The sequence below is a fragment of the Kribbella hippodromi genome (genome assembly GCF_039531045.1).
GTDB lineage: Bacteria > Actinomycetota > Actinomycetes > Propionibacteriales > Kribbellaceae > Kribbella > Kribbella hippodromi.
On the sequence record NZ_BAAAPH010000031.1, the window covers coordinates 73,767 to 85,779 of the forward strand.

14 protein-coding genes are annotated in these 12,013 nt (G+C 66.9%); 9 read left to right on the forward strand and 5 right to left on the reverse strand.

The genetic code is table 11. The features are described 5' to 3' along the window. Positions 1-7 precede the first annotated feature (7 nt). Positions 8-649, reverse strand: a complete 642-nt coding sequence (locus ABD260_RS34115) for a LysE family translocator (protein ID WP_344240472.1) — start codon at positions 647-649, stop codon at positions 8-10. Between the two features lie 1,318 nt (positions 650-1,967). On the opposite strand from ABD260_RS34115, the gene ABD260_RS34120 reads away from it, so the two are divergent. From ABD260_RS34120 to ABD260_RS34145, 6 genes are all read left to right on the forward strand, one after another. Continuing rightward, positions 1,968-2,636 carry a Type 1 glutamine amidotransferase-like domain-containing protein gene (locus ABD260_RS34120; protein ID WP_344240474.1) on the forward strand — a complete coding sequence of 223 codons (669 nt, stop codon included), beginning with the start codon at positions 1,968-1,970 and terminating at the stop codon, positions 2,634-2,636. 172 nt (positions 2,637-2,808) lie between these two features. Then, on the forward strand, positions 2,809-3,786 hold the full coding sequence (locus ABD260_RS34125) for a DNA adenine methylase (protein WP_344240476.1): 978 nt from the start codon (positions 2,809-2,811) through the stop codon (positions 3,784-3,786). Between the two features lie 9 nt (positions 3,787-3,795). Further along, complete coding sequence (locus ABD260_RS34130; protein ID WP_344240478.1) at positions 3,796-4,635, forward strand: hypothetical protein; 840 nt, start codon at positions 3,796-3,798, stop codon at positions 4,633-4,635. Positions 4,636-4,754: 119 nt separating this feature from the next. Further along, positions 4,755-5,960, forward strand: coding sequence for an alpha/beta hydrolase (locus ABD260_RS34135; RefSeq protein ID WP_344240480.1), 1,206 nt, complete (start codon positions 4,755-4,757; stop codon positions 5,958-5,960). After that, entirely contained in the window at positions 5,957-6,328 is a 372-nt protein-coding gene (locus tag ABD260_RS34140; protein ID WP_344240482.1) for a hypothetical protein, read from the forward strand. Before ABD260_RS34135 ends, ABD260_RS34140 begins: the two co-directional genes overlap by 4 nt. 119 nt (positions 6,329-6,447) lie before the next feature. Further along, positions 6,448-6,831 (forward strand): hypothetical protein, encoded by a 384-nt coding sequence (locus tag ABD260_RS34145; protein ID WP_344240484.1) that lies wholly within the window; start codon positions 6,448-6,450, stop codon positions 6,829-6,831. Between the two features lie 52 nt (positions 6,832-6,883). On the opposite strand, the gene ABD260_RS34150 is transcribed toward ABD260_RS34145, so the two are convergent. The 3 genes from ABD260_RS34150 to ABD260_RS34160 are packed head-to-tail and all read right to left on the reverse strand — an operon-like array spanning position 6,884 to position 9,075. After that, positions 6,884-7,480 (reverse strand): class I SAM-dependent methyltransferase, encoded by a 597-nt coding sequence (locus ABD260_RS34150; protein ID WP_344240486.1) that lies wholly within the window; start codon positions 7,478-7,480, stop codon positions 6,884-6,886. A 31-nt stretch (positions 7,481-7,511) separates the two neighbouring features. Beyond that, on the reverse strand, positions 7,512-8,363 hold the full coding sequence (locus ABD260_RS34155; protein ID WP_344240488.1) for a fumarylacetoacetate hydrolase family protein: 852 nt from the start codon (positions 8,361-8,363) through the stop codon (positions 7,512-7,514). Between the two features lie 16 nt (positions 8,364-8,379). Next, positions 8,380-9,075 (reverse strand): GntR family transcriptional regulator, encoded by a 696-nt coding sequence (locus ABD260_RS34160; RefSeq protein WP_344240490.1) that lies wholly within the window; start codon positions 9,073-9,075, stop codon positions 8,380-8,382. A gap of 112 nt (positions 9,076-9,187) precedes the next feature. On the opposite strand from ABD260_RS34160, the gene ABD260_RS34165 reads away from it, so the two are divergent. Genes ABD260_RS34165 through ABD260_RS34175 form a run of 3 tightly spaced genes read left to right on the forward strand, consistent with a single transcriptional unit; the run spans position 9,188 to position 11,749 of the window. Beyond that, positions 9,188-10,279: a mandelate racemase/muconate lactonizing enzyme family protein gene (locus ABD260_RS34165; RefSeq protein ID WP_344240492.1), complete on the forward strand. Its 1,092-nt coding sequence runs from the start codon at positions 9,188-9,190 to the stop codon at positions 10,277-10,279. Between the two features lie 25 nt (positions 10,280-10,304). Then, a complete protein-coding gene (locus ABD260_RS34170) occupies positions 10,305-11,144 on the forward strand; it encodes an amidohydrolase family protein (protein WP_344240494.1) in 840 nt (279 codons plus the stop codon). Next, positions 11,141-11,749 carry a phosphotransferase family protein gene (locus ABD260_RS34175; protein WP_344240496.1) on the forward strand — a complete coding sequence of 203 codons (609 nt, stop codon included), beginning with the start codon at positions 11,141-11,143 and terminating at the stop codon, positions 11,747-11,749. The genes ABD260_RS34170 and ABD260_RS34175 overlap by 4 nt, the downstream gene beginning before the upstream one ends. A gap of 46 nt (positions 11,750-11,795) precedes the next feature. Here ABD260_RS34175 and ABD260_RS34180 read toward each other — a convergent pair whose 3' ends face one another. Further along, a complete protein-coding gene (locus ABD260_RS34180) occupies positions 11,796-11,969 on the reverse strand; it encodes a DinB/UmuC family translesion DNA polymerase (RefSeq protein ID WP_344240502.1) in 174 nt (57 codons plus the stop codon). Positions 11,970-12,013: the final 44 nt, after the last annotated feature.

Consider the following 12,013-nt stretch of genomic DNA (forward strand, 5'->3'; position numbering starts at 1 on the left):
TGGGGCTTCAGTCCTTGGAGCCGCTGATCGCGATGCTGGTGCCGAGGCCGATGATCATCAGGCCACCGGTACCACCGACGAGCTCGAGCCGGCGCGGCGAGCGGGCGAACCACTCCCGCGCCGTACCGGCCACGAACGCCCAGATGCTGTCCGAGGCGAGCGCGATCAGCGTGAAGATCAGCCCGAAGAGCAGAATCTGCGCCCACGCCGGGCTGCTCGCCCCCTTGTCCACGAACTGCGGCAACGCGGCGGCGAAGAACACCGCCGTCTTCGCGTTCGTCACCCCGACCAGGAACCCCTGCCGAACCGTCTTCCGCCCGCTACTCGGCTTCACTTCACCCGCGAGCGCCTGAGCCAGCGACTTCCTGGTCCGGAAGGCGTGGACCCCGAGATAGATCAAGTACGCGGCACCACCGAGCTTCACAATCGTCAACGCGACGGCGCTGGCGGCGATCAGCGTCCCCAGCCCGAGCGCGATCAGCACCAGCATCACGGCGGCACCCAGCGTGTTGCCAACCATGGTCAACACCGCCTCCCGCCGCCCCACCGCAAGCGCACGCCCGACGATAAACAACACACTCGGACCCGGAACAACGATGATGACAAGCGCAGTAATCGCAAACGCAACCAAATGATGGGCAGACGGCATCCCCCCACCCTAATCGCGCCCCGCCCCTTCCGGCAGCCGCATCTCACGCCACCAGCCCCCGGCCACACACCAGCAACTCCCCAGCACTGCAGCAGTCCCCCGCCTCGGCGGAGTTCCCCCGCATGGCAAGAGTCCCCCCGGCGCAGACCAGCAGTTCCCCGGCACGGCAGCAGTCCCCCGGCAATCCGGAGCCCCCGGCACGGCAGGAGTTCCCCCGCACGGGAGTGGCCCCCGCCGCGTACGCGAGCACTCGTCTCGCGCGCGGCCAACTGCCGCTCCTGCGCACGGCAAACAGCCACTCCCGCGTGTTCCGCGGCCTCTCCCCGTGTCGTTCCGCTCCTCACCGCGCCCGGCGACGCCTGCTGCCTACCCACGCCCCGGCTCAGCACCGGTACATCCCTTCCGTGCCGGCGCCGGCACGGTCCGGGGCCGCCGCCGGAGCTGCCGGCTTGCGCCGGGGTGCCCGGCTGTCACCGGACGTTCGGCTTACGCCGGGGTGCACCTGCTGCGCCCGCAGCTCTCGCCGGCGCTCGTGAGTGAGCGCTCTCCTGCCATCGCCTCCTGCCATCCACCGCTGGAGCAGCGACCTCTCCGGAACATTTCCGGCACTATCCGGCAGAAGGTTTCCGGAAACCCGCCACCTGGCGAGGATGCTCCACCCGCAGACCGACGCCTGGCTCAGCGCCAGTTGGCCCCACCTGCTTGCAGGAGGAGCGATGACCCCTGAGATGGAGGGCTGCCCCCTGAAAATACGAGGGGGCAACCCAGCATTTGAGGGGGCAACCTCGCGTGCTCCGCGGGCTCTGCCTTCGACGCTCCGCTCCTCACCGCACCCGGCGACGTGTGCTACCCACCCACGCCCGGCTGGGCTCGGCGCCGGTTGTCCACCGCCTGCTTGCAGGGGGGAGCGATGACCCCTGAGATGGAGGGTTGGCCCCTGGAAATACGAGGGGGCAACCCTGCATTTGAGGGGTCAACCCCCGTGTATGCGGGCTGCCGTCTGGTGGGCGTGGCGTGCTCGGTCGGGGTGATGACGTGGCTGAGGGGAGTGAGCTGGGTTGTGCGGTTGGCGTGCTGGGGGTGCGGGGTCGTGAGTGGGTGGGCGGCCGATGTGCAGTCACAGGCCGGGCTTGGGTGCGGGCGGGTGGTTTGGCTGCAGGGCGGGTGGAGTTGGCGTGGGGTTGTCGGATGTGGGTCGTAGGGTTCGTTGAACGGGTGAATGGTGGCCGTTCGAGGGCGCCATACAGGTGAGGAGTCTGGCGATGGGGCGTGCGGGGTGCTGGGGTTACCGGGAGCTGTACTCAGCTCGGGAGGCGTTGTGAAGTTGCTGCTTACCTCCGGTGGGATCACGAACGAGAGCATTCGTGGCGCGCTGGTCGAGTTGCTGGGTAAGCCGATCTCCGAGGCGCGGGCGCTCTGTGTCCCCACAGCGCAGTGGGGTCACCCGATGCTCGGCCCCACCTCGGTGCGCGGGTTTGTTGCCGGCGTCCCGCCGTGGCACATGATGACGGGCCTGGGCTGGGCGTCCCTGGGGCTGCTGGAGCTCACCGCGCTCCCGAGCATCGGCGAGGAGCGGTGGGTGCCGTGGGTACGGGAAGCCGACGTGCTGCTGGTGGACGGTGGTGACGCGACGTACCTGTCCCACTGGATCCGGGAGTCAGGCCTGTCGCGCGTCCTGCCGTCGCTGAGCGAGACGGTCTGGGTCGGGGTCAGCGCGGGCAGCATGGTGATGACGCCGCGGATCGGTGCAGACTTCGTCAACTGGCCGGCTGCGCCCGACGACCGCACACTCGGCGTCGTCGACTTCTCGATCTATCCGCACCTCGACCACGAGCTCATGCCCGACAACACCATGGCCGACGCGGAACGATGGGCTGCCGATCTCGCGGCTCCGGCGTACGCGATCGACGACCAGACCGCCATCAAGGTGACCGACGGCACTGTCGAGGTCGTCTCCGAAGGCCATTGGAAGTCCTTCCCCGCGTAGCCGAGTCGACCTGACAGGTGTACCAGTGAAGGCGCCACCGGCTTGGCGGCGTGCCGGTGATTGGAGTGTCGGTGGCCTACGCAAGGATGGGGTAGTGACGGTGAGCGTAGCGACAAGGGACTCGATTGAGGTTGCGCTCGCTCGGGCTGTCCAGTTTCCGCGGCTGCGTTACATGGGGTCCAAGTACAAGCTGCTTCCGCATCTGGCGCAGGCGTTCGCGGACGTCGACGGCGCGACGGCGCTGGACGCGTTCGCGGGCAGCGGCGTCGTCTCGTACCTCTTGAAGGCGCAGGGGTACCAGGTCACCTCCAACGACTTCCTGAACTTCCCGGCCGCCATCACCCGTGCCACCGTCGTCAATCAGACGGTGAAACTCACGGCAGCGGAGGTGGACACGATCTGTGGCGATCCGGCGGACGATCGTGACTTCATCTCGCGGACGTTCGACGGTCTGTACTTCACCGCGGAGGATCGCGAATTCCTGGATTCCGCCTGGTCGCACATCGACGTACTCAAAGGTCACAAGCAGGCAATTGCCATCTCGGCTCTGGTACTGGCCGCCGCCCGCAAGCAGCCGCGCGGCGTGTTCACCTTCACGGATCTGCGGTACGACGACGGCCGCCGAGATCTGCATTTGCCGCTCCGGGACCATTTCCGGGAGCGCGTCGAGGACTACAACCGGGTGGTTTTCAACAGCGGCAAACCCTGCCAGGCGCGATCGGGTGATGTATTCGACGTGCCTTCGAAGAACTTCGACGTGGTGTACCTCGATCCGCCGTACGCGCCGCCGCGTGACGACAACGACTACATCAAGCGGTACCACTTCCTCGAAGGGCTGTCGGTGTACTGGCGTGGCCAGAAGCTGATGGAGAACACCAAGACGAAGAAGCTGGAAAAGAAGTACACCCCGTTCTCGTACAAGCGGACCATCGTCGACGCGCTCAGCCGTACTTTCGAGCAATTCAAGGACTCGACGATCGTGTTGTCGTACTCGTCGAATGCGATTCCGGACGCCACGACCATCAAGGACCTGCTCGGTGCGGTGAAGTCCGACATCGAAGTACGCGAAATCGACCACAAGTACTCCTTCGGTACGCATTCCACCGCGCAACGACGGGACGTGTCGGAGTACATCTTCATTGCCAGGTGAGGTTTGTCGATGCCAATCATTCCCACGTTCGAGGAGTACCTCGAGACGCTCGGCCGGCTGACCGCCCATGTCGATCCGACCGCGTCGACGCCACATGCGGTGGAGCTGAAGGAAGCCGCTGACAGCCTGGAGCAGATCTCCGGGGTCACTCTCGACTCGCTGACGCAATGGGCGCACGAGCATCCGGGCTGGGTGCCCGCGCTGGGACTCGCGGTCGGGCTTTCGCAGGAAAAGCTGAAGAATTCCCTGAAGGACAAGTTCGGTACGTCGTCGTGGAATCTGCTGGCCAAAGACCGCCCGCGACAGCTGATCGAGCTGCTGGACCAGGAATTCGACCTGATCCGGCTCGTCACGGTGCAGCGCGACAAGGTGTACGACTTCGGCGACATCTTGGTGGCCAGAGCCGGCACCCGGGCAACCGCGGTACGCGCAGGAGCGTCCGGCCGCAAGGTGGAAGACGAAATCGAGGCAATAGCGCAGGACATCGGACTTGCCTGTGAGACCAGGACCAGATTCGTTGGCCGAAACAACCGGGACGCCCCGTGTGACCTGGTGATTCCGACCGGCGCCGATGCGGCCATCGTCGTCGCCGCCAAGGGTTTCGACTCCACTGGCTCGAAACTCACCGACGCCGTCCGGGAAATCGAAGAAATGGCCGACGTGCGGCTGCCCAATCAGTTCGTTTATGCGGTCATCGACGGTATCGGCTGGAAGAGCCGCCGCCGGGATCTGCAGCGAATCCACAAACTGTGGGAGAACCGGCAGATCGACGGAATGTACACCCTCGCCACCCTCGACCAGTTCCGCGCCGACGTGGAGGACGCCGCCCGCATCCGCCGCCTGCTCTGAACCCGTGCACCTCGGCTGATCCCCAGACGCAACGTTCCCTGGTCATCCGGCGCTTCTCCTGACAAACTGCGGTTGGCTTGGCCTCACGCCCAGGAGGCCGGTTGTCACGGGGAGTCACGATGCTTGAGTCCGATGAGCTGGTTGCACGGTTCGGCGCCAACCATGCGCTGCTGGTCGCGGCGCGCGATCGGCTGCAGGCGGCGGTCAGCGCCGGTACCGCGACCGACGAGCAACGAACTCGCCTCGACACCGTCAACGAACTACTCACGCCGGTCACCGTTGCCGAGGTAGATGCTGAGGGCAACGTTGTCGAAGTGCGGCGGCCGCGGCAGTTCTTGAAAGTCGATCCGGAAGGACAAGGACGCGCGGTCGAGGTACTGGGTGAGCTGCGCCAGGCGAAGTACGTCGCGGTGCTCGTACCGGGAATGGGCAACAGCCTGGACACCTTCCGCGGGCAGGCTGATCGCGGCGATCTGGTCCGCCAGGAGGCCGGCCCGGGTACTGCGGTGATCGTGTGGCTGGACTACGACTCGCCGCAGGGGCTGGCGCAGGCGGCGAGCAAGGATGCGGCGCTTGAAGGTGGGCCGCGGCTGGCGGAGTTCATGAACGAGGTCGATGAGCTGAAGGCGGTTGATGCCGAAGTCACGCTCGTCGCGCACTCGTACGGCACCGATGTGGCCGGCGAGGCGCTGATCAACGGCGCACGGCCGGGTCGCGTTGTGATGACGGGGTCGCCGGGCATCCGGAAGTACATCGATGAGGCGGCCGATTTCGTACCGCCGCCGACGACGCTGTACGTGGAGCGTGCGCCAGGGGACTATGTCGCGTACTCCGAGTGGCACGGGCCTGATCCGGCGACCTTCCCGGATGCGGTACGGATGGCGACGAACGATCCGCTGGCGAACGACGAAGCGGTGTCGGTGCACTGGCACAACGAGTACTACCGTACGAACAGTGAGGCTCTGCGCAACATCGGCCGGGTCGTACGCGGCGACCTCAAGGCGATCACCACCACCGACACAACCCGCACCACCGAGACAGACCTGGGCCGAGTCGCCTCCTGGGGCACCCCCTTCAACCAGCTGGCCAAGGCAGCCTCCGCGGTCTACGACGGCGTAGTGAACCTAACGCACCCCCACCGCCCCGCAGTTGCCTCCGGCGTGCCCGCATCCGGCCCTGGTGAGACCGCACCGGATCTGGGGTGGAGCTCGGTTGAGCGGGTGGCGGGGGAGCGTGAGAGCACCGCCCGGGGTACCGGGGTGACGCGAGGTGGGTCGCAACGCGCCTCCGGGCGGGACCACCAGAGCGGAGGGCGACGCCGATGAACGCCGGGCGGGAGTACTTGCGGGCCGAGCTGATCGCGGTCGCGGAGACTGTGGTGCCGGGGCAGCGGCCGGTCGTCACGCATGATCCGGGACCGGTGAACCCAGGCGTACTCTTCGACGGGCGCGGGCCCGCGACCGTATGCCGGATCACCGTCGAGACCGGCGATCCGAAGTCGCCCGACCCAACAGCCGCCGTGACCGCCGCCGCGGCCGCGCTCCGGGCGCGCGGATGGACCACCGAGGTGCAACCCCCGGAGAACGGGCACCACCGCGTCTCGGCCCAACGCGACGGCTACGACATCGCTGTACACGCCTGGACAACAGACTGGCGAATAACCCTCACCGGCGAAACCCCACTGGCCACCTGACCTGAGCACGAGCTTCGCGGCGAGCCGACCGTAACTCTTTGACCCGTGCACGGAGCGTCGCAGGTAACGAATCGCTGCGTCGTCTCGCGGGGCTTGGCTGGACGGTGTATCACGGAAGCGTGACGTTGACCCAAGCGCGTAACTACCTCCGCTCGGAGCTCCTCGCGGTGGCGGCGATCGTCGTACCCGATCAGACCCCGACGGTCACCCAGGACCCCGGCCCGACCGACCCGGACGCTTTGTCCGGCGACCGCGGTCCCGAGTCCGTCTGCACGATCACCGTCGAGACCGGCGACCCCACCACCCCGGACCCCGAAGCCCAGCTCAGCTTCGCCGCCGACACCCTGGAGTCCCGCGGCTGGAAGGTCACCATCGCCGAAAACACCGGCGACCACCACCAACTAACCGCCCGCCGCCAGGGCTACGACCTCACCGTAGACGCCCATTCCACCGACTGGCGCCTGACCTTCACCGGCCAAACCCCCCACCCGGACGCCCTGTAATACCTGCCGGAGCCGCGGAGCTGCCGTCGGTCTCGCCGACTGCTCCCGCCGGTTACGGCTTCTGGAAGTAGAGGCGGTCGGGGGTGGGGTTGGAGTGGGGGGTGAAGCCGATGGTGGTGGCGGTTTGGGTCAGGGCTTCTGGCTGGTGGCGGTGGACTTGGATGTTCATGGGGTGGCCGCCGTAGCCGGTGGTTTTGTGGGTGGTGGTGGTGCCTACGTGGAAGCCGACGAGGAGTACGCCGCCGGGTGCCAGGACGCGGTGGAACTCGGCGAAGGCCTGCGGTACGACGTCGCGCGGTAGGTGGATGATCGACCACCAGGCGATCACGCCGCCGACCGAACCGTCGGGCAGGTCCAGTGCGGTCATGGAACCGACCCGGAAGTCGACCGCGGGATGGGCCGACCGGGCGACCGCGATCATGCCGGGGGAGAGGTCGAGGCCGATCGCGGTCAGGCCGCGGGCGTGCAGCTGGGCGGTGACTCGACCGGGGCCGCAGCCGGCGTCCAGGACGGGCAGCTCGCGGGACGGGAGGAGCTGGGTGAGGAGGTCGAGGTTGTCGGCCTCCTCCGGCGGGCCTTCCTGGACAAGCTCGGCATACGAAGCCGCGACGTTGTCGTACGAACTGCTGATCTCGCCCAGAAAATCCATGCCCGCGACGCTAGACCCCAGCGCCGACAGTTCAGCCCTTCCCGAGCACCTGCTTTTGGCGGCCGAGCCCGTCGATCTCCAGCTCCATCACATCACCCGGCGACAGGTACGGGAACCGCCCCGACAACGCCACGCCCTCCGGCGTCCCGGTGTTCACGATGTCACCGGGGCTGAGCACCATGTACTGCGACAGATCGCGAATCAACGCCGCGACCGAGAAGATCATGTCCTGCGTACTCGAATCCTGCCGCGCCTCACCGTTCACCCACGACCGCAACCGCAGATTCTGTACGTCCTCAACCTCATCCGCCGGTACCAGCGCGGGCCCCAGCGGGTTGAACGTCTCGCAGCACTTCCCCTTCGACCACTGCCCGCCGGACACCTCGATCTGGAAGGCGCGCTCGGACACGTCGTTCGACACCGCGTACCCGGCGATGCAGGCCAGCGCGTCCGCGTCGGTTTCGACGTACCGCGCCTGCTTCCCGATCACGACCGCGAGCTCGACCTCCCAATCGGTCTTGACCGATCCGCGCGGGACGAGCACCTCGTCGTACGGGCCGACGACCGTGTTGGGGTGCTTGAAGAAGACGATCGGCTGCTTGGGCGGTTCGGCGCCCGACTCGGCGGCGTGGGCGGCGTAGTTCTGGCCGATGCATACGACCGCGCCGGGCCGGGCGATCGGTGCGCCGACCCGCAGGCCGGTGGTTTCGGCGACAGGCAGCGCGCCGGCTTCAAGAGCGTCGCGCGTACGGGCGATGCCGTCCGCGGCCAGGAACGCTCCGTCGAGGTCGGCCGTGAGTGCAGTCAGGTCGTGAACGGTGCCGTCGGCGGCGCGTACGTACGGGCGCTCTTCGCCGACCGCCCCGAGGCGGAGCAGTTCCACAGATGTCTCCCTGGTTTCAGTCCTGATCGAAGATGGGACGCAACCGGGCGCGGGAGGCTTCGATGTGTGACCGCATCGCGGCGGCTGCCTCCTCCGGATCGCCCTTGCGGACAGCGGTGACCACTGCCTTGTGCTCTCGCAACGCCTTCGTCGCGATGCCGCCACCGTAGTACAGCCGGAAGAGGTGCAGGTGGCAATGCGTCCGCTGGAAGGACAGCCGGGCGGTCTCGTTTCCGGCCAGCTCGAGTACGAGGTCGTGGAACCGCTGGTCGTGCGCTGCCATCGCCCGGTAACTCTCGTACGAAGGGCGATCGGGTACATCGGTGTAACTCAGCATCTCGGCCTTGAGCCGGGCCAGGTCCTCGGCGCCGGACCGTTCGGCGGCGCGCGCGGCCGCCCACGGCTCGATGTGCAGCCGGAACTCGAACAGGTCCTCGAACTCGGCGCGGGTCAGCCGCGAGGACACCCGGTACCCGCGGAGCGGCTCCTTGATCACCAGGCCGTCGGACTCGAGCCGGGCCAGCGACTCCCGGATGGGGGTCTGGGAGATGCCGAGCTCGCGGGTCAGCGCGTCGATGTTCAGCCGGGTGCCCGGCTCGACCACACTGTCCATGATCAGGCCCTTGACCGTCTCGTAGACGTCGTCGCTCAGCACCTGTCGCTGGGGCAGGCGGCTGAGCTGCCCGGCCAAGCCCACATGTGCATCCGTCACCAGTCGCTCCTCCTGGACCCATTCTGCCCGACGCGCGGTCCGCCTTGACGGCTCCAGTGTGAGGCGGCAGCATCAGGTTGCGCAATATCCTATAGGATCTTGGGAGGACACTGTGGGTACGCCGATCGTCCGCGCCGAGGCCTATCTGGTCGACCTCGAGGTGGAAACCGTCCGGACCGATGCCGTGCAGTCGTTCCTCAAGCAGGAAACCATCTTCGTCGAGCTGGCAACCGCGGACGGACTGACCGGCGTCGGGTACTCGTACACGATCGGCACCGGCGGCAGCTCCGTACTCGCCATGCTCCGGGATCACCTGCTGCCGCGATTGATCGGTACGGATGCGCGCAACGTCGAGGCGCTTTGGTCGGAGCTGTTCTGGTCGACGCACGCGACAACCGTGGGCGCGATCACGTCATTGGCGCTGGCGGCCGTCGACACCGCGCTGTGGGACTTGCGGTGTTTGCGCGCGGGCGAGCCATTGTGGCGGCTGGCCGGCGGTTATCGGCAGCAGGTGCCGTTGTATGACACCGAAGGTGGCTGGTTGCACTTGGCAACGGATGGGCTGGTTGCCGGTGCGCTCGCGTCGCAGCAGGCTGGTTGGTCGGGGGTGAAGCTCAAGGTCGGGAAACCCCATGTACACGAGGATCTGGAGCGGCTTCGAGCGGTTCGGGACGCCGTCGGGCCGTCGATGGACATCATGGTCGACGCCAATCAGTCGATGACGTACCCGGAAGCGCGGCGGCGGGCGGCGGCGTACGAGTCCGTGGATCTGACCTGGTTCGAGGAACCGCTGCCGGCCGATGACGTGACCGGGCATGTGCGCTTGGCGGAGTCGACCTCGATTCCGATCGCGGTGGGGGAATCGTTGTACTCGGTGTCGCAGTTCCGGGAGTACGTTGCCGCCGGAGGTGCTGGGATCGTGCAGGTTGATGTGGCTCGGGTCGGGGGCATCACGCCCTGGTTGAAGGTCGCGCACCTGGCCGAGACGTTCAATCTCGAGGTGTGTCCGCATTTTCTGATGGAGTTGCACGTGAGCCTGACCGCTGCCGTACCCAACGGGCGGTATGTGGAGCACATTCCGCAGCTGCGGGCGATCACGTCGAGCGAGCTGGATATCGTCGACGGGCACGTGGTCGCGCCGGACGTACCCGGTCTCGGCATCGACTGGAACCAGGACGCGATCGACGACCGCCGGGCCGGATGAGGCCGGGTCGGATGAGGAGAGTGTTATGAGCAGGGTCGACGCGCATCATCACATCTGGGATCTGGCGGTTCGGGAGCAGTCGTGGATGGTTGGTCCGGAGCTGGACCCGATTCGCCGCAGCTTCTCGATCGACGAGCTGGTACCGCTGGCTGCGGCCGCTGACGTCACGTCAACGGTGCTCGTACAAACAGTCGGTGAGGTGGCCGAGACCGTCGAGTTCCTGGAAGTTGCTGCTGGCAACGAGCTTGTCGCGGGCGTGGTCGGCTGGGTCGATCTCACCGCGCCTGATGTTGCCGACGTGCTGGCCGGGTTGCTCGCGCGTCCGGATGGTGTTTATTTGAAGGGGATTCGGCATCAGGTACACGATGAACCGGATGACAGCTGGCTGCTCCGGTCCGACGTCCAGCGCGGTCTCGCCGCGGTCGCTGACGCCGGCTTGGCGTACGACCTGCTGACCAAACCACCGCACTTGCCGGCCGCGATCCGGACCGTCCGCGATCTTCCGCAACTCACCTTCGTCGTCGACCACATCTCCAAGCCGAGAATCGGCGATCCGCTGGAGCCGTGGGCAGCCGAGCTTCGCGCCCTGGCCGCCCTGCCGAACGTGACCTGCAAACTCTCCGGCATGGTCACCGAAGCCTCGTGGCGCAACTGGAAACCCGCGGACCTCCAGCCGTACGCCGACACCGTTCTGGACGCCTTCGGCCCGGACCGAGTGATGTTCGGTTCGGACTGGCCGGTCTGCCTACTCGCCGCGTCCTACGCCGAGGTCGTCGAAACCGCCGAAGTCCTCACCTCCGCCTTGTCCCCCGCCGAGCAGCACGCCGTCTTCACCACCACCGCCACCCGTACCTACGGCCTGTGAAGCTCCAGCCGGTCGAGCGGGCTCCGGGCGCCTTCCAGCAGTCGCTGACGCCGCCGCAGATCGAAGCGGTCTGCCGGCGCGCGCTCGGCCTGGAAGCGGTCGCCGCGGTCGAGCTGGGGCTCGGCGGGTACAACTCCGTGTACCGGGTCGACCTGCGCGGGCGCGACGAGCCAGTCATCCTGCGAGCCGCGCCCGAGGAGGCGGCCCAGTTCGGCTCCGAACGACACCTGATGCGAAACGAGTACGCGACTCTCCCCTGGCTGGCGACAATCGCACCGCTGCTGCCACGCGTACTCGCCGTCGATTGGTCCCACGAGGTGATCAACCGCGACTGGATGATCCAAACCTGCCTACCGGGCATCCCCGCACCGAAGCACCTCGACACGTACCCACGCTCCGGCCGCACAACCTTCTTCCGCCAACTCGGCACGATCACCCGCGCAGTACACGCCGTCCGCGGCCCCACTTCGGCCGAGTCGACAGCCCGGACCATCAACTGCCTCCTGGCCGCCACCCTCCGCCTGGAACGCCACCGCCTGAACAACCCCCAAGCAGTCCAATCCACCTACCCAGAGATGGCGAAACTCCTCACGCAACTCGACTGAGCCGCCGAGGTCACTTCGGCCGCTAGATAACTTTGTTCAGGGAAAGTTATATATCCGAGGGTTCCTCGGGGGTGGGTGGGACGAATTCGAGGCGGATGCCGAGGAGGCGGATGGGGCGGGTGAGGTCGAATTTGTTGAGTAGGGATTGGGCTGTGGTGGCGATTTGTTCGGGGTCTTGGGTGGGGGTGGGGAGTTTTCGGCTTTTGATGGGGGGGCGGATTCACGCGGTGGTTGCAACACCGGGTGGATTTGCTTGGTTGGACA

What these genes read in the sequence shown, in the direction of transcription:
- ABD260_RS34125 (WP_344240476.1), top strand. Translation starts at nt 2,809, where the DNA reads ATGGGGTCCAAGTACAAGCTGCTTCCGCATCTGGCGCAGGCGTTCGCG.
- ABD260_RS34135 (WP_344240480.1), top strand. Translation starts at nt 4,755, where the DNA reads ATGCTTGAGTCCGATGAGCTGGTTGCACGGTTCGGCGCCAACCATGCG.
- ABD260_RS34115 (WP_344240472.1), bottom strand. Translation starts at nt 649, where the DNA reads ATGCCGTCTGCCCATCATTTGGTTGCGTTTGCGATTACTGCGCTTGTC.
- ABD260_RS34150 (WP_344240486.1), bottom strand. Translation starts at nt 7,480, where the DNA reads ATGGATTTTCTGGGCGAGATCAGCAGTTCGTACGACAACGTCGCGGCT.
- ABD260_RS34170 (WP_344240494.1), top strand. Translation starts at nt 10,305, where the DNA reads ATGAGCAGGGTCGACGCGCATCATCACATCTGGGATCTGGCGGTTCGG.
- ABD260_RS34130 (WP_344240478.1), top strand. Translation starts at nt 3,796, where the DNA reads ATGCCAATCATTCCCACGTTCGAGGAGTACCTCGAGACGCTCGGCCGG.
- ABD260_RS34140 (WP_344240482.1), top strand. Translation starts at nt 5,957, where the DNA reads ATGAACGCCGGGCGGGAGTACTTGCGGGCCGAGCTGATCGCGGTCGCG.